This is a genomic window from Streptococcus oralis subsp. oralis, assembly GCF_000960035.1.
In the GTDB taxonomy this organism is placed as follows: Bacteria; Bacillota; Bacilli; order Lactobacillales; family Streptococcaceae; genus Streptococcus; species Streptococcus oralis_G.
The window spans coordinates 179289-199343 of the sequence record NZ_JYGR01000002.1; the positions used below are offsets into that span (position 1 = coordinate 179289).

The window sequence follows — 20055 nt, forward strand, 5'->3', positions numbered from 1 at the left end:
CACGATTGAAGGTCGTGTGTGCTTCAACGATTGAAGGTCGCTTGAGCAGTATTCATTATAACACGCTTGGTTGGAGAAGACAAGAAAGAGGCTGATAAATCATCTCAACCTCTCTTTCTTCCTTTGCAAACGAATCAATTTTCCCCTTTAAGTTCTTTCTTCGCTTGTTCTATCTGGTATTTCACTTGCTCAAAGCCGGTTCCTCCTAAGGAATTCCGTCTCTGAACAGCGGTTTCTGGACGCAAGTAGATATAAATATCCTCTTCAATCAAGGGATGGTAGGTTTGCAACTCCTCCAAATCCCAATCTTGAATATTTTTACCATGCTTGATTGAGTCTAAAACCAATTTCCCTACTATTTCATGCGCTTCTCTAAAGGGAAGACCTTTTTCTGCCAAATAATCTGCCAGTTCGGTCGCATTCGAAAAATCATTCTCTGTGGATTGCTGCATTTTGGCCTCATTAACCTGCATGCTCGATAGCATACCTGCCAGCACATCCAGAGAATTCAAAATCGTTTCTACTGTATCAAACATGCCTTCCTTGTCCTCTTGCAAATCCTTATTGTAAGCCAGAGGCAAAGACTTCATGACGGTCAATAGTCCAAGCAAGTTCCCGTAAACTCGGCCTGTCTTCCCTCGAATCAACTCGGCCATATCAGGATTTTTCTTCTGGGGCATGATAGACGAACCCGTTGAAAAGCTATCAGACAAGCTAATATATTGATACTCAAAACTGCACCAATTGATGATTTCTTCACAAAAACGACTCATATGCATCATCAAAATGCTGGCATTTGATAGAAATTCCAAGATAAAATCACGGTCACTCACTGCGTCCAAGGAATTGGTATAGGGTTGTTGGAAGCCCAATAAATCACTCGATAATTGACGATTGATTGGAAAAGTTGTCCCCGCCAAGGCAGCCGCACCCAGGGGAGATAGGTCCGTATGTTTCAAGTTAAATGCAAAGCGTTCGCTGTCCCTTTGAAACATATTGTAATAAGCCATAAGATGATGGGCAAAACTAATCGGTTGGGCGTGTTGCAAATGAGTATAGCCTGGCATGATGGTTTCCACATGTTTTTCAGCCAAATCCAGCAAAACACTGTTCAGATTCGCCAACTTATCCAAGACATGGCCAAGTTGCTCCTTTAGATATAAGTGCATATCCGTTGCGACTTGGTCATTCCGAGAACGAGCCGTGTGTAGTTTCCCAGCCAGAGAACCAATTTTCTCTGTCAGCAACACTTCCATATTCATATGAATATCTTCATTTGCAATATCAAAATGAAGCTCTCCTGCCTCTAAATCTCGCAACAAAGCTTGCAGACCATCTTGGATCTGCTCCGCCTCTTCCAAGCTCAAAATGCCAGTCTGTCCTAGCATTTGAACATGAGCTAAGGAACCCATCAAATCAAATTTTGCCAGCTGGTGATCAAAGGAAATACTCGCACCGAACTGTTCTACCCACTCTTCCACAGTGCCTTCAAATCGACCACCCCATAATTTTGTATTTTTCGACATATCCTGTCGTCCCTTTCTATCGCGTCACTACTCAACATTTTTCTGAACTTCTGAATAAACCTTAGTCGGAAGCCCCCAAAGCTTGATAAATCCAACAGCCGCATCTTGGTCAAAAGTATCCGCACTAGTATAAGTCGCCAAATTTTCATCGTAAAGGGAATTTGGAGATTTCCGAGCCACTACCTGAGCATTCCCCTTATAAAGTTTAACTTTTGCAGTTCCATTGACAACTTTCTGTGTCTCCTTGATATAGGCAATCAAAGCCTGAGTTGCTGGGCTAAACCACAAGGCATTATAGATGAGATTGGACAACTCATTTTCGATAATTGGTTTAAAATGAGCCACTTCTCTCACAAGAGTCAAGTCCTCAATCTCCTTATGAGCTGCCAATAAAGTCACAGCACCTGGGCACTCATAAATCTCTCTTGACTTAATACCGACTAGGCGATTTTCCACATGGTCAATACGACCAACACCGTGTTTACCCGCAATTTCATTGAGCTTTTGAATCAAAGCAGCCACTTTCATCTTCTCACCATTTAGTGAGATGGGCACCCCGCAGCTAAACTCAATGTCAATAAATTCTGGACTGTCTGGTGCCTCTTCTGGTGAAGATGTGATTCCAAATGCTTCTTCCGGCGCTTGGTTCCAAGGATTTTCCAAAACACCACATTCATTTGCACGTCCCCAAAGATTTTGATCGACAGAGTAAGGATTGTCAAGGTCAGCAGGAACTGGAACACCGTTTTCTTTAGCATATTGGATTTCTTCTTCACGAGACCATTTCCACTCACGAACAGGCGCAACTACCTTTAGATTGGGATCCAAAGCCGCAATAGAGACTTCAAACCGAACTTGGTCGTTTCCCTTACCTGTACAACCATGGGCAATTGTGGTTGCCCCCGTCTGATGAGCTATTTCAACGAGTTTTTTTGAAATAAGAGGGCGACTCAGAGCAGATACCAAGGGATACTTCTGTTCATAGTAGGCATGAGCCTGAAGGGCCACTAAAACATAGTCATTAGCAAATTCTTCCTTAATATCAATGACATAAGACTCTACAGCCCCAACCTTGAGAGCTTTATCGTGGATGAACTCCAAATCTTTTCCTTCACCCACATCCATACAAACAGCGATCACATCATAGTCTTTTTTTAACCATGTAATAGCAACTGATGTATCCAATCCACCTGAATAGGCTAAAATGACTTTTTCCTTACTCATTTCTCTTCCTTCTTTCTATTTTTCGATAGAGGCTTTAAAAGCATCATCAATCAATTTGTCCAATTCCCCAGAATCCTTCAACTTCTGGATGGTTTTGTCAACCGCCTCTTTTAATTCTTTACTGTCTTTTTTCATCGCAACAGCGTAGGAATCTTCCTTGTCATTGTCAAAATCAAACTCAGCGATGGCTAGGTCTGGATTATTCTCTACAAATCCTTTTGCCACTGGTTCCTCAAAGATAACCGCATCCAGTTGCCCTGATTTTAAATCTGTTATCAAATTTCCATTTTTAGGAAGTGAAACGAGAGAAGAATTCTGCAAGGTTTCTTTAGCCAGAGTTTCCTGGATAGAACCTTTCTGCGCTCCAACCTTTTTCTGAGCCAAATCCTTGACTGATTGGTAATTCGTTAATTCAGATTTTCTTACGATAACCTTATTTTTCGAAGTGTAGTAGGGAATTGAAAAATCGTAAACTTGACTTCTCTCTTCCGTTTTAGAAACACCTGATATGGCAAGATCGGCCTTTCCTGAATCAAGACTAGCCAGTACATTGTCAAAACTCATTGGAGAGAACTCCACTTCTACACCCAGTTCCTTTGCGATGGCTTTGGCTAGTTCAACATCTGAACCTACAATCTGATTTTTCCCATCAACCAATTTCTGGTATTCGAATGGAGCAAACTCTGGATTTAGGGCCACCACCAATTTTCCTTTAGCCTTAATGGCTTCAACACCTTGGGATTGAGTGTTACTACAAGCAAATAATAAGGGAAACATAAGCAAACCAAACATCGTCATCAACACCTTCTTCACTTTATTCATAGAAGAGCCTCCTTTTATTTTTATACTTTATTATTGTATAAATAATACTCTTCTCATTTTCGTTTGTCAAGAAAAAACTGTATTTTATTTCATTTAAATCAAGAAAAAGCTTATTATATGATATATTTTTACATATAATAAGCTTATTTATACTGTTTGATTTTTTAAAAATACAATTGTCCAATTACAGGTAAGATGAAGAGATCAACGAACTATCCACATTCTCTTTCACAATTCAATAACTCGATGGCACTGTTCGGCCACATAGGCATCGTGGGTAACGATAATGACCGTTTTACCTTCCTTGTTCATATCTAAGAGAAAGTTCAAAACCAAATCTCGATTTTCAGGATCTAGAGAACCGGTTGGTTCATCTGCTAAAAGGAGCTGGCTGGGTTTTAAAATGGCTCTAGCAACTGCGATTCGCTGCTGTTCCCCTCCAGATAACTCTGAAACCTTTTGATGTAGAGTTGATGGCAACCCCACTCTCTCTAAAATTTCTTCTATCTTTTTGACTTTGTCCTTCTTGGATAATTTTACATACTTTAGAGCGAGCATGAGATTATACTCTACTGTTTCATTATCAATCAGAGCAAAGTTTTGAAACAGATAGGAGATATGTTCGCGGATAATCGCTTGCGACTTAACAGAATTGACAGGTACATTTTGCTGACCGAAAATTTCATAATGTCCACTGTAATCGCCATCTATCAAACCCAAGAGATTTAACAAGGTTGACTTGCCACTGCCACTTTTTCCAACAATGGCAACTAAATCTCCTTGGTTAATTTTTAGAGATAAGTTCTCCAAAATAACTTTTTTCCCAATGGTTTTCGTAACATTTTCCAACTTTATCATAAGTGATCCCCTTTCAATAACTGCACTACATTTCGTTTTTCCATCTTAGAACCCAAGAAAAGCACAAACAGGATATCTAAGCCTGTAAATCCTGCAAAAAGTAGGAGCGGGAAAAGTGCCTGTGTAAAGAATAGCAAAACCATAAAAGGAATGCTATAAACAGCTAATAGAAGACCCAGCAAGGAGCGATACCGATCTATCAATTTCCAGCCCATAAACTTCTTGGTGATGATATCTGTTCGCTTCAATAAGAAAGTTGTTACTAATAAGAAGTAGGAAATCATCATGCTAAGGAGACCAAACAAAGCAAAGAGTAGGTTAAAATTCCGAACAGCATCTCGATAAGAATCTACTTTATCTTGTTGAATGGCTTGAATAGATGAAAATTTTAAATAATTCCCATCTGATAATTTCCCAACTAATGCTGTCACCTCTTTTTGGTGTTGAGCCGTATTTTCGATTTTAATGGGATTATTTAAACCTGTTGTTGAAAGGGAAGCTTTTTCATCCCACATCATATCAGAATCATTGACCAAGCTAATAATTGGATTGTAGAGATTTTCCTTTCGCTTCTCGTTATAGGGGAAGAATGACCAATCACCTTCATAGTAAGCAATCTCGATATCCATCTCCTCTATCGTTCGTTTTTGCTGCTCCTCATACTTCATCGAAAGATAGGCAATTAATTTCCCCAAGAGCTGATTTTTATCTTCTTCACCTTTCGTACTTGCTGGCATCAAAATAACTTTTTTTGCGCCGGTATCGGGTAACTTGAATCCCTTGCTCTTTAGAAAATTGCGATTAGCATAGTAAACATCCACCGTATCTGTTAACTGATATTGCTGAATCTGTTCTGATTTGACAAAATTTTTTACAGGAAGACTGCTACTTTGCACATAGCCCGCCTGCGTTTTTTCTACCAAATCCAGATAAAATCGATAGAAATAATCCACTGCCTGCCCTGAGCCTGCCAACTGCTCTTGCCACAGGTTATCATTGAGTTGGAAAGTTTCCAAGGTCAGATAATTTCCTTGACTGATCCACTGTTTCTGGTAATCCAACTCTTTGTTTTCTTGCTCCAAACTTTTTCCTACCCCAACTAGCAAGACTGTCAGTAAAATAGTAGTTCCAATTTTCATCAAATAATTAAAGAGTAGACCAAATTTGAAAGATGAAAAACTTTTCAGCAGAGAGCTGATTGTCATTTTTTGGATTAAGAGGTAAGTCAACCAACTGATAAAGAGATAAAGTTGCAAAAGCAAAAAATGCGACAACCATAACATAGGGAACAAATCTTTTGGCTTGTAATCAAGCAAGAAAAACACTCCTAGATTGATCACAAGCGCCCCACCTAGGAGGAGGTAAAGGTTGCCTTTTACAACATCAGTTAAAACAGCCTTATCTTGAAAACCAAGTAATTTTTGTACCCCAACTCTTTTCATTTCCATCATCGGCTGATACACTGTTACTAAGACAAGAAGCAAAATAGCCAAGACAAAAATAATGGCATATAAGAGCAAATCTCGATTTATGACTTCCACTGCACTTTTGTAGGTCGGCTCTAGCAAGGTAGCCTGGTCTGTCTTGAAAAAATCACTCCATTTCTGTACAATCCTATCCTTGTCCATCTCCTGTGTAGAAGTTATCGTATAGCGACCATTTAAACTACGAGATGTATCCTTGATATAGGTTTGAAAAGTCATAAGCTGAATAGGTTTGGCTTTTAGAAAGGTCGGAATCGTACCAAGTTTATTGGAAATTTCTTTATTACTGTAAACTCCCTCACCATCTGTGGTAAAATCAAGAGAAGAAATCCCAAACTCTTGGTAGGGGAAGGTATCTTTATCAAAAACACCAGACTTGACCACCTCATCACCACTGTCTGTTTTGATGATGGAAACTTTGTATTCCTTTGATACATCCTCAAAAAATCGAAGTACAGATGCTGCAGGTTCGTTAATATCTTTCAAATACAAATCCAAAGAATCTACAGTCTTTCCCATTTCCTGAATCCGAACCACTTCTCGTGTGTAGTTTACATTAAAGACAAAAAAAGTAGTACACAGAAGCAGGAGTAACATACAGAAATTACTGATTTTTTTCATAAAGATACCTCCTCAGTACTTTATCATCTTGATTATAAAATACAATATACCTTGTCGTAAAATTTGTTAGCCTTTTTCACAAATTATTTTAGCTTCCTTTTTTACTTTTTATACTACTATGATACAATATTTTTAATCAGTTTCTATTTTCTGTTAACTTTTTTCACAAATAAGGAGGAAATCATGCGCTACGATTTTGGAAATGTTTATAAAGAAATCCGTGAGTCAAAAGGACTGACCCAAGAAGAGGTCTGTGGGGGTGTTCTCTCAAGAACCAGCCTATCAAAAATCGAAAGCGGGAAAACAACTCCTAAATATGAAAATATGGAGTTTCTTCTTCGGCAAGTCAATATGACCTTTGAAGAGTTTGAATATATCTGTCAACTTTATCAACCAAGTCAACGCACAGAAATTATGCAAACCTATCTCAATATGAGCTCAATCCTAGGGACTAGTGAACTCGAAAAACTATTTCAAAAATGTCAAGACTACCTCAAAACTCACCACGACCTCCCCATCAAAGAGATACGAGATATGCTAGAAATTGTTATCTATACCCGCCAAAATGGGACTAAAAAGCTGTCAATCGAAGTTAACAATACTGTAAAGAAGCTATGGAAGAAGATAGAAAAGCAGGACACTTGGTACGAGAATGACTTAAAAATCCTCAATACCATTCTCTTTACCTTTCCTATAGAACATATCCATCTCATCACTGGAAAAATCTTGCAACGCTTAGAAGTCTATAAAAACTATCAACATTTATATGACTTGCGAATGGCAATCCTACTCAACCTCTCCACCATTTACTTATACAATCAAGATAGAAATATGTGTCAACAAATCTGCTACACTTTACTGGAGGACGCCAAGAACAAGAAAAGCTACGATAGGCTTGCTATCTGCTATGTCCGTATTGGGATTTGTACGGATGATTCTAAACTTATCCAAAAAGGTTTCTCCCTTCTGGAACTAACAGATGAAACCTCCATGCTATCTCATCTCAAAAAAGAAGTAGAGACCTATCATCAACCAAAGGAAATATAAAAAAGTCGAGGGATTTCCTCGACTTTTACATATTTTTCTGTTAGCTAGTTCTTAATACCAACCGTTGTTAAGCCAGAAGTTCTTGGCAGCTGTCCATGAACCGTAACGTCCTGCAACGTAGGCATCTGCTACACGTTCTTGGTTTTCAGCTGAGTAGTCACCGTTCAAGTATGAATCTGTCAATTGGTAACGTCCGATGTAACGTCCGTTTGTAGCAGTGTAGCTACCACCTGATTCTTTTTGAGCGATCCATTCTTTGGCTTCTGCTTCAGAACCACTTACAGTAGAAGCTGCTGCAGTGTTGCTTTCTGCTGCTGGAGCTGCAGGTGCGGCTGGAGCTTCATAGGTTGTTGTTTCAGTTACTTCTTCTGCAGTTTCTTCCGCAGCTGCTGGTGCTTCATAAGTTGTTGTTGAAGCTGCAGCGGTTGCAGTTGCTGTCGATGGAGCTGTTCCTTCGATAACCAAAACTTGGTCAACATAGATAAGGTGAATATCTTTGATGTTGTTTTTTGCTGCCAATTTTTCAACAGTTGTGTTATACTTCTCAGCGATTTCTGAAAGAGTATCACCTGATTTAACTGTGTAAGTTACAGTTTCTTGGGCAGATGCAAGTGATGGAGCAAAGAAAGCAAGCAAAGTTGCTACTCCTGCGATAGTTGTTTTAATTTTTTTAGTTGTTAATGACATATCTAAAAATTCTCCTTCCATTGGATATATCTATGATACCTTTTAAATGTTACCGTTGTTTAACGGTTTTATGTAGAAATATTACAAAAATGTTTTATATTTACCGTTTTAAGGAGGTTTTTGTCACAAAAGACCTTATTTTATACTATCTTTAATCATTTTAAGCTTTTGATAAGGGAAATAAGCGCAGAGGTCCATTCTTTGATATAATAGATATAAGAATCTTTGTAAGGGGAAACAGATGCACTCACTTCGTTTTCAATCTGTCTTTGACATTATCGGACCAGTTATGATTGGCCCATCAAGTAGCCATACTGCTGGAGCTGTTCGCATCGGGAAAATCGTCTCTTCCATCTTTGATGATACGCCGACAGAAGTCGAATTCCAATTATTTAATTCATTTGCCAAAACCTACCGTGGTCATGGAACCGACCTTGCTCTCGTCGCTGGTATATTAGGTATGGATACGGACGATCCCGACATTCCAAATAGCCTAGAGATTGCCCATAAACGTGGTATCAAGATTGTCTGGACCATTCAGAAAGACAGCAATGCCCCTCATCCTAATACCACTAAAATTACTGTGAAGAATGAACACAAATCCATTAGTGTGACAGGAATTTCCATCGGTGGAGGAAATATCCAAGTTACGGAACTTAACGGCTTTGCTGTCTCTCTCAACATGAACACACCAACCATTATCATCGTACATCAGGATGTTCCAGGTATGATTGCCCATGTTACTGAAGCCCTCTCTCGTTTTGATATCAATATCGCTCAGATGAATGTGACTCGAGAAAAAGCTGGAGAAAAAGCCATTATGATTATCGAAGTCGATAGTCGAAGTTGCGAAGAGGCGATTGAAGAAATCCGAAAAATCCCTCATCTCCACAATGTCAATTTCTTTAAGTAGGAGGAAACATGTTTTATTCTATCAAAGAATTGGTTGAGCAAGCAGATCTAGACTTCCAAGGAAATGTCGCAGAACTCATGATTGCGACCGAATATCAATTAACAGGTCGGGAACGCCCAGAAGTTCTCCTCCTCATGGAACGCAATCTAGAAGTCATGAAAGCCTCTGTCGAGCTCGGTCTCAGTGAAAATAAATCCCGTAGTGGCTTAACGGGTGGAGACGCGGCCAAACTAGACCGCCATCTCAAAAGTGGCAAGGCCTTGTCTGACTTTACCATCCTATCAGCAGCCCGTAATGCCATCGCGGTCAATGAACACAATGCGAAGATGGGCTTGGTCTGCGCTACTCCAACCGCAGGAAGTGCCGGCTGTCTGCCAGCCGTTCTCACTGCTGCTATCCAAAAACTTGACCTCAGCCACGAAGAACAGTTAGATTTCCTCTTTGCTGCTGGTGCCTTTGGACTAGTCATCGCAAACAATGCCTCTATCTCAGGCGCTGAAGGTGGCTGCCAGGCCGAAGTTGGCTCTGCCTCTGCCATGAGTGCCGCAGCCTTGACCTTGGCTGCAGGTGGAACTCCCTATCAGGCTAGTCAAGCCATCGCCTTTGTCATTAAAAATATGCTGGGCCTCATCTGCGACCCCGTCGCTGGTTTGGTTGAAGTTCCCTGTGTCAAACGAAATGCCATGGGAGCCAGCTTTGCCTTTATCGCAGCAGACATGGCCTTGGCAGGTATCGAGTCTAAGATCCCTGTTGACGAAGTCATCGATGCAATGTACCAAGTTGGATCAAGTCTTCCAACTGCCTTTCGTGAAACGGCCGAGGGTGGACTCGCCGCCACACCTACTGGTCGTCGCCTACAAAAAGAAATCTTCGGAGAATAAGTTTATCTGTTAGGAGAAATCATGCCCTCTATCTCAGCTATCTTTTTTGATCTGGACGGAACCCTGGTTGACAGTTCCCTCGGGATCCACAATGCCTTTACCCATACCTTTAAAGAGCTAGGAGTTCCAAGCCCTGATGCCAAAACCATTCGTGGTTTCATGGGCCCGCCACTTGAAAGTAGCTTTGCAACGTGTCTTCCCAAGGAACAAATCTCAGAAGCTGTTCAAATCTATCGTTCTTACTACAAGGAAAAAGGAATCCACGAAGCGCAACTCTTCCCCCGAATAACGGAATTGCTTCAAGAGCTTTCGCAAAACTACCCTCTCTACATCACTACAACAAAGAATACTCCTACTGCTCACGATATGACTAAAAATCTGGGAATCCATCATTTCTTTGATGGCATTTACGGTTCTAGTCCTGAAACGCCACACAAGGCGGATGTCATCCGTTACGCCTTGCATATGCATCAACTGCCTGCAGACCAAGTCCTCATTATCGGGGACACCAAGTTTGATATGATCGGAGCCCAAGAAACTGGCATTAAAAAGTTCGCTGTTTCTTGGGGATTTTGAGAAGAGGCTGATTTACTCATCTATCAACCTGACTGGATTGCCCATACCATTGACGATATCATTAGCCAGCTCTAACCATACAAAAATACTCCTAACACTAGTGAACTAGGTTGAGGAGTATTTTTTTATATGTTGTTACTATCAGAAGGAATCAAATCCATGCTTAAGCAGTAATTTGATCCTGTTCTTCAGCATCTTCATCCTTCTTACTTGGCCAAGCAAGCATGACAATAAGAGCAATCGGTCCAACGAGAGGAACCAAAGCAATGAAGATAAAGGCCCAGTGGAAACCAGCATCCCGTAAGCGACGAACAGTCACGGCGATAGAAGGCAACATGAGAATAGCCGCTAAAAAGAAGTAAAAACCGCTCATAGCTTGTAAACTACGGAGTGCCTCCAAGTTATATGGGCGAGTTGACACTGCATCATGATATTTCATGTAAGCAGGAAGACAGATTAACAAATTTGTAAAATAAATCCACCAGTACTCCGAACGAGTCGAACGACCAGTAAAGTTTACATACCCCTTCCAAAAGTTCTTATAAGCATTAAACATACAATAATCTCCTTTATTTTTTCTCCATAGAGTCTACCATATATCATCATGATTGACAAGTTCTGAAGCGATTATTTGCTGCGAAGCGCGACTCAGCCGCTTTAAAATAGAGTAGAAATATCTTAATATTTTCGTACCATTTCTTCAAACTGAGAGTCTTCCGTATTCTCTTTATCTTTTTTACTATGCTCTATCACTTTTTCTCCAAATCGTTGACTTGGAATAGCGAGCATAACGAGCAGTGTTATTGCACCCAAAGGAACAAATACAATAAAAATATAGGCCCAATGGATACCCACATCTCGTAAGCGACGTACTATCAGTGCTAGTAGAGGAACAAACTCTACTATAAACAAAATAATACACATACTGAGGACCGTAATATTCCTGATGGCTTTATCAGATTCTACTCCAGTAAAAAGTGAGTAGTAGGCGGGCAAGAAAATTACCATATTTAGCAGCCAAACCCACCAAAATTCTGGACGTGTGGAACGACCAGAAAAATTTGCATAGCCTTTGAAAAGACTCCTAATAGCACTCAGCATACAATAATCTCCTTTTGATTTTAATACTTATTTCGCAAAGTTATGTTACCAGCTTAAAATAGAGGTAGTTTTTAGATTGTCTGAAATCACTCTCCTGATAGATCACATAACATCGTCCCTTGAATAGTTGCGCTTATTAAACCTTTGAAATATCCGACGTCCTCTACTCTCTATTTATAAAAACCAGCTTTCTGATTTCCTCAGAAAACTGGCGATAGTTGTTTCATTATGAAGGTAGTTGGACACTCTTACTCAGCATGAGTTGTTTCATTTGCAAAGGAAATAATCGCTTCTTTGAGCTCATCTCCACTGAGTGAACGGAACTCTTCAATCTTTTGATCAATAGCTTCTAGTGGCATGACATTTACCTTACCAACGAAAATCTTGTCCATGACTTGGTTATCAACCAATTCGGTCGAAACCAAGAGTTCTTCATAGAGTTTTTCACCTGGGCGGATACCAACCTCAACGATTGGAATTTCACTTTCCGTGTGCCCACTTAGAAGGACCATTTTCTTAGCCAAGTCATAGATCTTGACTGGTTTCCCCATATCGAGGATAAAGACTTCTCCGTCCTTGGCATAAGCACCAGCATGGATTACTAGACGGCTAGCCTCTGGAATGGTCATGAAGTAACGTGTCATACGGAAGTCTGTTACTGTTACAGGACCGCCTTCGGCAATCTGACGTTCAAAGACAGGAATCACACTACCACGACTACCGAGAACATTCCCAAAACGAACTGCACAGTAGGTTGATTTACTACGTTGGTTAAAGCCAGTGACAATCAATTCTGCCACGCGCTTAGTCGCACCCATAACATTCGGTGGATTGACCGCCTTGTCAGTCGAAATCATGACCATCTTAGGTACTTTGGCCTCATCAACAGCCTTGGCAACATTGTAGGTACCGAGGATATTGTTCTTGAAGGCTTCTTTTGGATTGCGCTCCATCATCGGAACGTGCTTGTGGGCTGCAGCATGGTAGACAATGGCTGGTTTGTACTGCACAAACACCTGCAAGAGTCGGTCATAGTCCTGAATATCTGCAATAACAGGAACATAATCAATCCCTTGGAATGTACGGATCAATTCATGATAAACGAGATAGATTGAATTTTCGCCATGCCCAAGCAAGATGATACGTTCTGGATTGAAGCGGCTAACCTGACGACAAATCTCTGAACCAATCGAACCACCAGCTCCTGTCACCAGGATGGTCTTGCCTGTAATCTCAGTACCCAGGCGCGATTCGTCGAGACGAATTTCCTGACGGCCCAAAAGGTCTGTGATATCAATTTTCTGGAAGCCACTACCTGATTGATGGAGTCCTTGAACGACTGTCTCAACCTTAGGCATCTTGTAACATTTGACGCCTAGTTTATTACACATCTGCAAGATGCGTTCGTACTCTGAAGGGTCTAGCGAAGGGATCGCTACAATGACACGCTCGATTTGGTGACGTTTAGCCAATTCAGGCAGATTGTCATAGGAGCCCAAAACTGGGATTCCACCTAGTTTTTGTCCCTTTTTCTTTTCATCGTTATCCAAAATCCCCACTAGCTCAAGGTCGCTAGTTGGATGTTGGTAGCTGTTCATAAAGAGGGCGCCACCATCACCAGCACCGATCAAGAAGGTACGGCGATGCTCTCCATCTCCACTACCTTGCTTGCGCTTAGAATAAATCAGCTGCCAAGTGATACGAGGAAGCAAGATGAGGAAGGTACTCAACAAAATGAAGAGTACGATGAAACGGATAGAAAACAATGGAAGAAAGGCATAGCAGATTCCATAAGAAAGAACACTGCTGAGCATCACTCCGAAAAAGATTTTCATGAAATCCGTAATCTTGCTATAACGACTAATACTAGCATTTAGCCCCCAAAACGCAATCATGATTTGATAGAGGAGGAAGGCTAAAAGAGTGTAGATCACGTAATCCACAGGCGCAGGATTTATAAGGCCATAAAACAAGATATAAGATACGATGATGGAAACCACCATACTCAGAATATCGAATATCCCCCAAAACACTTGTTTTTGCTGTTTATTTAAAATTTCAACCAGATCAATCACATAATCTGTTAGTTTTTTATTCATAGGAATTTACTCCCCCTTAAAAGAGTCAGATGATACTGTTGTTATGATAACCTGAATCATTCAGTCTATCGGGGCTTACTTTCTCTTTCTTAAAAGTTTGACGAAGATAAACTGACGTACAAATCCTGGACAAAGTGCAACAATTGCCTGAATGGCTACACTTTTAGCATATTCCATGTAAGAAATTTGCCCTCGCTCAAGCATCCGTTGGCGAGCTTGACGATAGAGTTTGAGGTAACGCAAGCCACCTCGACGCTCAAACATCCCTGCACCGACACGAACCTTACACAAGATTTGATCTAGGTTCCCAGTCTTGGCACCTGCAGCAATCATATTGAGCCAAAGGAGGTCATCCTCCATGTAAAGGCCATCTTCATAGTTGCCTGCCTTGAGGACCATGCCCTTTTTGAACATGACTGTCATATGGTTAAAGGCGCTTCTCATTCTCTGATAAGCCACAATGTCTGCATGCTGAGTTGGAACACGACGATAAGACACAATCTCATCTGGATTGTCAATGAACTCTGCGATATGCCCGCCTAAGAGATCGAGATCTTCTTTCTCCATTAGCTGAAGCTGTTTCTCAAAACGATCCGGAACAGCTAAATCATCCGTATCCATGCGGGCAATAATGTCATACTGGCACTGTAAAACACCGTATCGAAGAGCCAAGCCTAAACCTTGATTTTCTTCTAAGGGGCACCGTTTAACTGGAATGTCTGACTGAGCTTCCACTTCATCTAGCACCTGATAGAGTTCGGGTGTGAGCGGCCCATCCTCAACAAGAACAAGTTCGCTCGGTTTCAAGGTCTGGTTTTGAACACTTTTGATAGCATCTCTTAAAAACGTCGGATTTTCCTTTACATAGACCGACATCAAGACGCTGATTTTTTGCTTTTCAGGCACAGTTTTTCTCCAATGTATAGATTTCCTTCCACTATTTTATCACAAATTCTCCTAGTTTCCTATTTTTATATCAAATCAAGGAAAATTCTAGTAAAGAAATCTGTCCCTTTTCACTTTATTTTCACTTCCATTGATTTATCTGTCTTGGCTATCATTACTTGACATTATAAGGAAAAAACCTTAAAATAAGCTGTTATTAAAATCATCCTATCGAGGTTTTTATGAAAAAACAATCACTCTTTTTTGTTCTAGGAATTGTCTTAATCGGGACTGTTTTACGCTCTCCTTTTACTGCTCTTCCAACCATTTTAGGAGATATCGCTCAGGGACTAGGAGTGGAGGTTAGCTCTCTTGGGATTTTAACCAGTCTCCCTCTCTTGATGTTTGCTCTTTTCTCTGCTTTTGCAAGCCGCTTGGCACAAAAAATCGGGTTGGAACACCTCTTTACTTACTGTCTCCTCCTCTTAACTGTTGGCTCTGTCATTCGTATCTTCAATCTTCCCCTTCTTTATCTAGGAACCCTAATTGTGGGAGCAAGCATAGCGATCTTCAATGTACTCCTCCCAAGTATGATCCAGGCAAATCAGCCTCAAAAGATTAGTTTCCTAACAACTCTCTATGTCACTGCCATGGGAATTTCGACAGCCATCGCTTCTTATCTATCCGTCCCTATCACCCAAGCTAGTTCTTGGAAGGGCCTCATCCTCGTTCTCAGCTTTCTCTGTCTGGTCACTCTACTAGTCTGGTTGCCAAATCATCGCCACAATCACCGCCTAGAAAGCCAAAAAGAAAAGCAAGTCAAAGAGAATATTCTAAAAAGTAAAGATGTCTGGGCTATCATTATCTTTGGCGGGCTTCAGTCCTTGCTCTTTTATACAAGTATGACCTGGTTGCCAACTATGGCTGTTAGTGCTGGTATTTCTAATAGTGATGCGGCTCTCCTCGCTTCTATTTTCTCACTGATCAGCATTCCTTTTTCGATGACTGTTCCAAGTCTGACGACTCGTCTATCAGATGGTTACCGTCGAATCATGCTGGCAATTATCTCTATCGCTGGTATGATGGGAATTGCCATGCTCTTGTATCCAGCCAATAATTTCCTCTACTGGTTAGTTGTCCATCTCTTGATTGGAACGGCCTGCAGTGCCCTCTTCCCCTACCTCATGGTTTGCTTTTCTCTTAAAACCAGTTCTCCTGAAAAGACAGCTCAGCTATCAGGACTAGCGCAAACAGGAGGCTACATCTTGGCGGCCTTTGGTCCTGCCTTGTTTGGTTATAGTTTTGAACTTTTTCAATCTTGGATCCCAGCTGTCCTTGCCCTTCTAGCCATCGATATCATCATGACCATCTCACTCTTTATGGTGGATCGGGCTGATAAAATCCTCTAAACTTCTAGTTTATACTAGGAGTTTTTTTATATGTAAAATTTTTACACATATTTCTTGACAGGGCTTTCAACTTGAGATACAATATATTTGAAAAGAGTATATATAAAATTTTTATATAATATAAAGGAGGTTTCCCATGTACTTCCCAACATCCTCTGCCTTGATCGAGTTTCTCATCTTGGCTGTACTGGAGCAGGGGGATTCTTATGGTTATGAGATTAGCCAAACCATTAAGCTCATCGCCAATATCAAAGAATCTACGCTCTATCCCATTCTCAAAAAATTGGAAGCCAGTGGCTTTCTAACCACCTACTCTAGAGAGTTTCAGGGGCGTATGCGCAAATACTACTCCTTGACCAATCGGGGCGTAGAGCAGCTCGTTACTCTAAAGGAAGAGTGGACGCTCTATACCGAAACCGTCAACGGCATCATAGAAGGGAGTATCCGCCATGACAAGAACTGACTATCTGACTCAGTTAGAAACCTATCTCCATAAACTACCTGAAGCTGACCGCATCGAAGCCATGGACTACTTTAAGGAACTATTTGACGATGCAGGTCCAGAGGGCGAAGAAGAACTCATTGCCAGTCTGGGAACTCCAAAAGAAGCTGCCCATGATATCCTCTCTGATCTTCTCGATAAAAAGGTCAATGAGGCACCTGCTCAAAAGAATGATCGCCAACTGCTACACATTGCCCTCCTGGCTCTGCTAGTAGCTCCTATCGGAATTCCGGTCGGGATCGGCATCCTCATGGCCATCATCGGTATTTTTATCGCAGCTGTCTCCGTCATTCTAGCCTTTTTCACTGTTTCGGTGACGGGTATCCTGCTAGGTGGACTCTTTATCATAGAGAGCTTTAGTGTTCTGGTCGAAGCCAAATCTGCCTTTATCTTGATTTTTGGGGCCGGTTTGCTTTCTATCGGTGCTTCTTCTCTTGTTCTACTAGGTATCTCCTATGTAGCCCGTTTCTTTGGTCTCCTAATCGTCCGCTTGGTGCAATGGATTCTTAAAAAAGGAAAGAGAGGTGACAGACATGCGTAAATTGACAAAAGGATTTCTCATCTTTGGTGTGGTTTCTACAATCCTTGGTTTTATCATGATCATTGTAGGCGCCCAGTCCAATGGTATTCAAAGTTTGCTTGCCATGTCAAAAGACCCCGTCTATGACAATCGTATCGAAGAAGTGACCTTTGGAAGCGAAGTGGAAAAACTTGATTTGACCCTTGAAGAACACAGCCTAACCATCACAGAGTCTGTAGATGACAAGATCCATATCACCTATCATCCTTCCGTATCTGGTCGTCACGATTTGACTACTGGTATGAGTGACAAAACACTGAGCGTCACTGACAAACAAGCCTCCCAACATCGTTTTCTCGGTTCAGGAATCGAAAGCCTACTTCGTATCGCCAGCAACTATTCTAATCGTTTTGACGAAGTCGTTCTCTCCCTACCCAAAGGAAGAAAGCTGCAAGCTATCACCGTCTCAGCCAATCGTGGACAAACTAATATTCGTCAAGCCAACCTTGAAAATGCAACCATCAAAACAAAAGGCTATCTCTTAAGACTAACAGAAAGTTCTATCAAGAACAGCACATTAACGGCATCTCATATCATCAATATCTTTGATGCCGAATTGACAGATAGTCAGGTCAAGACGGAGGGAGCACACATCTATGCTGAAAATATCCAAGTTCACGGCAAGGTCGAGCTAGAGGCCTATTCCACTCTAACACTCATTCTCTCCCAGAAAGAGACCGACCGTATCAATCTAGAAATTTCTTCTCAGCATGGTGGTATCTATCGTCAACCCAAAGAAGAACATCGTGGACAAAAAGAGAATGTACTTGCCAACCCTTATAAAACGGAAAAAGCAGATATCAAGGACCTACTCATTGCAAAAGCCAACCAAGATATCTACCTACCAAAAGAAGAGTACTCTTCTCCATCTAGAAACCATTGACAAAAACGCTTTCATCTGCTAATCTAAAAATAGAAAACGATCATAAAAAAGGAGGTTCCACCATGACACAAGAATGGTTTGAAAGCGCCGATCTTGAGAAGAAATCAGCTCAGACGAAATCGGAAATCCAGCCCGACCAACCAGAGACTTCGGATACTGTAGAGACCGAACCACAAGCAAGCCAAGAAACTCCTATCTCACCTAAAGAGTCGGAAAGGCATGAGGAGGAAGCTCCCGAAACGATAGAAGAAGCCCAAACAGAGGAAGAGGGAGAAGGGAAAGCTGAAGAGGGACACAAGCAAGAAAAACCTGTAAAAGAGAAAAGTATCCTCAGCAAGGCTTTAGAAAGCCCCTATATCCCAGATATTGACCCTCGTAAAACAGCCAGATTAAAAGCAGAAATCGCACTATTTTGGACTTGGCTGCTGGACGCTATCCAAGAACCAACTACCAGCAAGAATACGGACCAAAAGCATCGTTATAGTGTCTTTGCCCTACTCACCTTGCTGTCGTCAATCAACCTTTTCTTTAGTATCTATCATATCAAGCACCTCTACTACGGCTATATGGCCTCTATTGCCAATAGTTTACCTAACCAGCTCCCACCTTTAGATCTCTTTGCTGGACTTTCTATCTTGGTCGCTAGCGCTCTATTTTACTTTTCCATCATTTTGGGAGGCTTTACTGTCCGACGTGTACTGGACCAGGAGAGCGACTTCACATTCCAAGAAGCTTGCGATCGTTACAGCCGACTCTTTGCTATCCCGCTTGTCTTAACGGCTCTAGCAAGTTTCTTTGCACTTTTTGGCGGCTTGCGATTCGCTGGCATCCTCACTCTTCTAAGCATGACCATCTTTGCCCTTGGCAATCTCTTTGTGATTAGCAAGCCAAGTAAGGCTAGTAGCCTTGACCCATTTTATCGATTCCTGCTAGCTGTCTTACTTGATGGCGCTATTCTCTTACCCTTCTTCATTGCAGAGTTAGCGCTGACAGTGGACTACCTTCGCATCCTGACATTCTTTTAACCAAAATCCCTGCCATTTATTAATGACAGGGATTTTTATGCTTACTCTTTTTTGGACAATGGCTACTTGATGGTTGCCAATCCTTCAAAATCTTTTCCCAAAATGGCTTGTACTTCTAATTGATTGGCATCTAATTCCTGGTAAAATGCTTCTGGTAGTGACTCTAGGAATTTTTCATAATCCAAGCGAGCGATGGCTTCATAGTCTTCTGCTTTGGACCCATCACCAGAAATCTTCACTAGGTCAATCTCCCAAACAAGCTCCTTGCCTGCCAGCTGCTCCGTATAAGGAGCTGGTACAAAGGGTTCCTTTGGTAAAATCGTTTTGACTCCCTGAGCTAGGTGATAGATACCGTGCACCTTACCTTGGGCGTCTGGGTAAAATTTCACACTGGCAAGGTAAGCATCAGAGCCTTGAACCTTCTTGACCAGCTCTTCAAAACGTACCAATCCATCCTCAGCCAAAAAGCTCTCGAGGTATTCCTTGTTGAGATAGATAGGCGACAAGAGTCCTTGGCAATAGACTAAACGAACCGCCTTATCCGCTAAATAATGCTTGACCGTTTGTCGGAAATAGGTTTCAAAATCAAACCCTTCTAACCCTTCTACTACTTGCCCCAACTTGTTTGATAGGGCTTGGAGGAGAGCTTCTACAATCTCCCAGTCTGCTCTAGTAAGGAAGTCTGGAATCACCACTTGATAGCCTTTTCGGCTATCCGCATAGTTGATTTTGAAAAGAAATTGCGACTGGCCTACAATCCCACACTCGATATACTCGAGACGATTGAGTGGCTGACGGAGATAGACCGTATCATAACTGTGTGACTCCAAGCCCTCTACTAAGGCTAAGATGGACTTGGCAGTCAAGACCTCCTGTTGTCCTAGAATGCTTTCTTTATTTGGGATAAAAAATGTTTTCGCCATAACTGGCCT

At 41.4% G+C, this 20055-nt stretch carries 19 protein-coding genes and 1 pseudogene; 9 read left to right on the forward strand and 11 right to left on the reverse strand.

Annotation, left to right across the window (positions count from 1 at the left end):
* Positions 1-134: 134 nt before the first annotated feature.
* The 5 genes from argH to TZ92_RS01155 all read right to left on the reverse strand — a co-directional run bounded on the left by argH (position 135) and on the right by TZ92_RS01155 (position 6535).
* Positions 135-1526 (reverse strand): argininosuccinate lyase, encoded by a 1392-nt coding sequence (argH, locus tag TZ92_RS01135; RefSeq protein WP_033630465.1) that lies wholly within the window; start codon positions 1524-1526, stop codon positions 135-137.
* 27 nt (positions 1527-1553) lie between these two features.
* Positions 1554-2750 carry an argininosuccinate synthase gene (locus TZ92_RS01140; protein ID WP_033630466.1) on the reverse strand — a complete coding sequence of 399 codons (1197 nt, stop codon included), beginning with the start codon at positions 2748-2750 and terminating at the stop codon, positions 1554-1556.
* 15 nt (positions 2751-2765) lie between these two features.
* A complete protein-coding gene (locus TZ92_RS01145) occupies positions 2766-3572 on the reverse strand; it encodes an ABC transporter substrate-binding protein (protein WP_033630467.1) in 807 nt (268 codons plus the stop codon).
* Between the two features lie 228 nt (positions 3573-3800).
* The gene (locus TZ92_RS01150; RefSeq protein WP_033630468.1) at positions 3801-4430 is read right to left on the reverse strand and encodes an ABC transporter ATP-binding protein; all 630 of its coding nucleotides are present in this window, start codon (positions 4428-4430) and stop codon (positions 3801-3803) included.
* The gene (locus tag TZ92_RS01155) at positions 4427-6535 is read right to left on the reverse strand and encodes a bacteriocin-associated integral membrane family protein (RefSeq protein ID WP_033630469.1); all 2109 of its coding nucleotides are present in this window, start codon (positions 6533-6535) and stop codon (positions 4427-4429) included. The genes TZ92_RS01150 and TZ92_RS01155 overlap by 4 nt, the downstream gene beginning before the upstream one ends.
* Positions 6536-6718: 183 nt before the next feature.
* Here TZ92_RS01155 and TZ92_RS01160 point away from each other — a divergent pair, with 183 nt between their 5' ends.
* Positions 6719-7582: a helix-turn-helix domain-containing protein gene (locus TZ92_RS01160; protein ID WP_033630470.1), complete on the forward strand. Its 864-nt coding sequence runs from the start codon at positions 6719-6721 to the stop codon at positions 7580-7582.
* A gap of 51 nt (positions 7583-7633) precedes the next feature.
* Here the strand turns inward: TZ92_RS01160 and apf are convergent, their stop codons facing one another.
* Positions 7634-8269, reverse strand: a complete 636-nt coding sequence (gene apf, locus TZ92_RS01165; protein WP_000060322.1) for an aggregation-promoting factor — start codon at positions 8267-8269, stop codon at positions 7634-7636.
* A 241-nt stretch (positions 8270-8510) separates the two neighbouring features.
* Here apf and sdaAB point away from each other — a divergent pair, with 241 nt between their 5' ends.
* The 3 genes and pseudogenes from sdaAB to TZ92_RS01180 all read left to right on the forward strand — a co-directional run bounded on the left by sdaAB (position 8511) and on the right by TZ92_RS01180 (position 10714).
* Complete coding sequence (gene sdaAB, locus TZ92_RS01170; protein ID WP_000555868.1) at positions 8511-9182, forward strand: L-serine ammonia-lyase, iron-sulfur-dependent subunit beta; 672 nt, start codon at positions 8511-8513, stop codon at positions 9180-9182.
* Between the two features lie 8 nt (positions 9183-9190).
* The gene (sdaAA, locus tag TZ92_RS01175; RefSeq protein WP_000500031.1) at positions 9191-10063 is read left to right on the forward strand and encodes an L-serine ammonia-lyase, iron-sulfur-dependent, subunit alpha; all 873 of its coding nucleotides are present in this window, start codon (positions 9191-9193) and stop codon (positions 10061-10063) included.
* Positions 10064-10084: 21 nt separating this feature from the next.
* Positions 10085-10714 (forward strand): annotated as a pseudogene (locus TZ92_RS01180) (HAD-IA family hydrolase).
* Between the two features lie 88 nt (positions 10715-10802).
* Here TZ92_RS01180 and TZ92_RS01185 read toward each other — a convergent pair.
* The 4 genes from TZ92_RS01185 to TZ92_RS01200 form a co-directional block, all read right to left on the reverse strand.
* On the reverse strand, positions 10803-11195 hold the full coding sequence (locus tag TZ92_RS01185; protein WP_033630471.1) for a DUF805 domain-containing protein: 393 nt from the start codon (positions 11193-11195) through the stop codon (positions 10803-10805).
* A gap of 122 nt (positions 11196-11317) precedes the next feature.
* On the reverse strand, positions 11318-11740 hold the full coding sequence (locus tag TZ92_RS01190) for a DUF805 domain-containing protein (protein ID WP_033630472.1): 423 nt from the start codon (positions 11738-11740) through the stop codon (positions 11318-11320).
* 248 nt (positions 11741-11988) lie between these two features.
* The gene (locus TZ92_RS01195) at positions 11989-13839 is read right to left on the reverse strand and encodes a nucleoside-diphosphate sugar epimerase/dehydratase (RefSeq protein ID WP_033630473.1); all 1851 of its coding nucleotides are present in this window, start codon (positions 13837-13839) and stop codon (positions 11989-11991) included.
* A 75-nt stretch (positions 13840-13914) separates the two neighbouring features.
* Entirely contained in the window at positions 13915-14745 is an 831-nt protein-coding gene (locus TZ92_RS01200; RefSeq protein WP_033630474.1) for a glycosyltransferase, read from the reverse strand.
* Positions 14746-14966: 221 nt separating this feature from the next.
* Between TZ92_RS01200 and TZ92_RS01205 the strand changes: the two genes are divergently transcribed.
* From TZ92_RS01205 to TZ92_RS01225, 5 genes are all read left to right on the forward strand, one after another.
* Positions 14967-16133 carry a CynX/NimT family MFS transporter gene (locus TZ92_RS01205; RefSeq protein ID WP_033630475.1) on the forward strand — a complete coding sequence of 389 codons (1167 nt, stop codon included), beginning with the start codon at positions 14967-14969 and terminating at the stop codon, positions 16131-16133.
* A gap of 136 nt (positions 16134-16269) precedes the next feature.
* Positions 16270-16596, forward strand: coding sequence for a PadR family transcriptional regulator (locus TZ92_RS01210; protein WP_000273861.1), 327 nt, complete (start codon positions 16270-16272; stop codon positions 16594-16596).
* Positions 16583-17176, forward strand: coding sequence for a DUF1700 domain-containing protein (locus tag TZ92_RS01215; RefSeq protein ID WP_033630476.1), 594 nt, complete (start codon positions 16583-16585; stop codon positions 17174-17176). Before TZ92_RS01210 ends, TZ92_RS01215 begins: the two co-directional genes overlap by 14 nt.
* Positions 17169-18098, forward strand: a complete 930-nt coding sequence (locus TZ92_RS01220) for a DUF4097 family beta strand repeat-containing protein (protein ID WP_033630477.1) — start codon at positions 17169-17171, stop codon at positions 18096-18098. The genes TZ92_RS01215 and TZ92_RS01220 overlap by 8 nt, the downstream gene beginning before the upstream one ends.
* Positions 18099-18160: 62 nt before the next feature.
* Positions 18161-19123 carry a DUF6574 domain-containing protein gene (locus tag TZ92_RS01225; RefSeq protein ID WP_000191318.1) on the forward strand — a complete coding sequence of 321 codons (963 nt, stop codon included), beginning with the start codon at positions 18161-18163 and terminating at the stop codon, positions 19121-19123.
* Positions 19124-19185: 62 nt separating this feature from the next.
* Here the strand turns inward: TZ92_RS01225 and TZ92_RS01230 are convergent, their stop codons facing one another.
* Positions 19186-20046 carry a DUF4299 family protein gene (locus TZ92_RS01230; RefSeq protein WP_033630478.1) on the reverse strand — a complete coding sequence of 287 codons (861 nt, stop codon included), beginning with the start codon at positions 20044-20046 and terminating at the stop codon, positions 19186-19188.
* Between the last annotated feature and the right edge of the window lie 9 nt (positions 20047-20055).

What these genes read in the sequence shown, in the direction of transcription:
- argH (WP_033630465.1), bottom strand. Translation starts at nt 1,526, where the DNA reads ATGTCGAAAAATACAAAATTATGGGGTGGTCGATTTGAAGGCACTGTG.
- TZ92_RS01140 (WP_033630466.1), bottom strand. Translation starts at nt 2,750, where the DNA reads ATGAGTAAGGAAAAAGTCATTTTAGCCTATTCAGGTGGATTGGATACA.
- TZ92_RS01145 (WP_033630467.1), bottom strand. Translation starts at nt 3,572, where the DNA reads ATGAATAAAGTGAAGAAGGTGTTGATGACGATGTTTGGTTTGCTTATG.
- TZ92_RS01150 (WP_033630468.1), bottom strand. Translation starts at nt 4,430, where the DNA reads ATGATAAAGTTGGAAAATGTTACGAAAACCATTGGGAAAAAAGTTATT.
- TZ92_RS01155 (WP_033630469.1), bottom strand. Translation starts at nt 6,535, where the DNA reads ATGAAAAAAATCAGTAATTTCTGTATGTTACTCCTGCTTCTGTGTACT.
- TZ92_RS01160 (WP_033630470.1), top strand. Translation starts at nt 6,719, where the DNA reads ATGCGCTACGATTTTGGAAATGTTTATAAAGAAATCCGTGAGTCAAAA.
- apf (WP_000060322.1), bottom strand. Translation starts at nt 8,269, where the DNA reads ATGTCATTAACAACTAAAAAAATTAAAACAACTATCGCAGGAGTAGCA.
- sdaAB (WP_000555868.1), top strand. Translation starts at nt 8,511, where the DNA reads ATGCACTCACTTCGTTTTCAATCTGTCTTTGACATTATCGGACCAGTT.
- sdaAA (WP_000500031.1), top strand. Translation starts at nt 9,191, where the DNA reads ATGTTTTATTCTATCAAAGAATTGGTTGAGCAAGCAGATCTAGACTTC.
- TZ92_RS01185 (WP_033630471.1), bottom strand. Translation starts at nt 11,195, where the DNA reads ATGTTTAATGCTTATAAGAACTTTTGGAAGGGGTATGTAAACTTTACT.
- TZ92_RS01190 (WP_033630472.1), bottom strand. Translation starts at nt 11,740, where the DNA reads ATGCTGAGTGCTATTAGGAGTCTTTTCAAAGGCTATGCAAATTTTTCT.
- TZ92_RS01195 (WP_033630473.1), bottom strand. Translation starts at nt 13,839, where the DNA reads ATGAATAAAAAACTAACAGATTATGTGATTGATCTGGTTGAAATTTTA.
- TZ92_RS01205 (WP_033630475.1), top strand. Translation starts at nt 14,967, where the DNA reads ATGAAAAAACAATCACTCTTTTTTGTTCTAGGAATTGTCTTAATCGGG.
- TZ92_RS01210 (WP_000273861.1), top strand. Translation starts at nt 16,270, where the DNA reads ATGTACTTCCCAACATCCTCTGCCTTGATCGAGTTTCTCATCTTGGCT.
- TZ92_RS01215 (WP_033630476.1), top strand. Translation starts at nt 16,583, where the DNA reads ATGACAAGAACTGACTATCTGACTCAGTTAGAAACCTATCTCCATAAA.
- TZ92_RS01220 (WP_033630477.1), top strand. Translation starts at nt 17,169, where the DNA reads ATGCGTAAATTGACAAAAGGATTTCTCATCTTTGGTGTGGTTTCTACA.
- TZ92_RS01225 (WP_000191318.1), top strand. Translation starts at nt 18,161, where the DNA reads ATGACACAAGAATGGTTTGAAAGCGCCGATCTTGAGAAGAAATCAGCT.
- TZ92_RS01230 (WP_033630478.1), bottom strand. Translation starts at nt 20,046, where the DNA reads ATGGCGAAAACATTTTTTATCCCAAATAAAGAAAGCATTCTAGGACAA.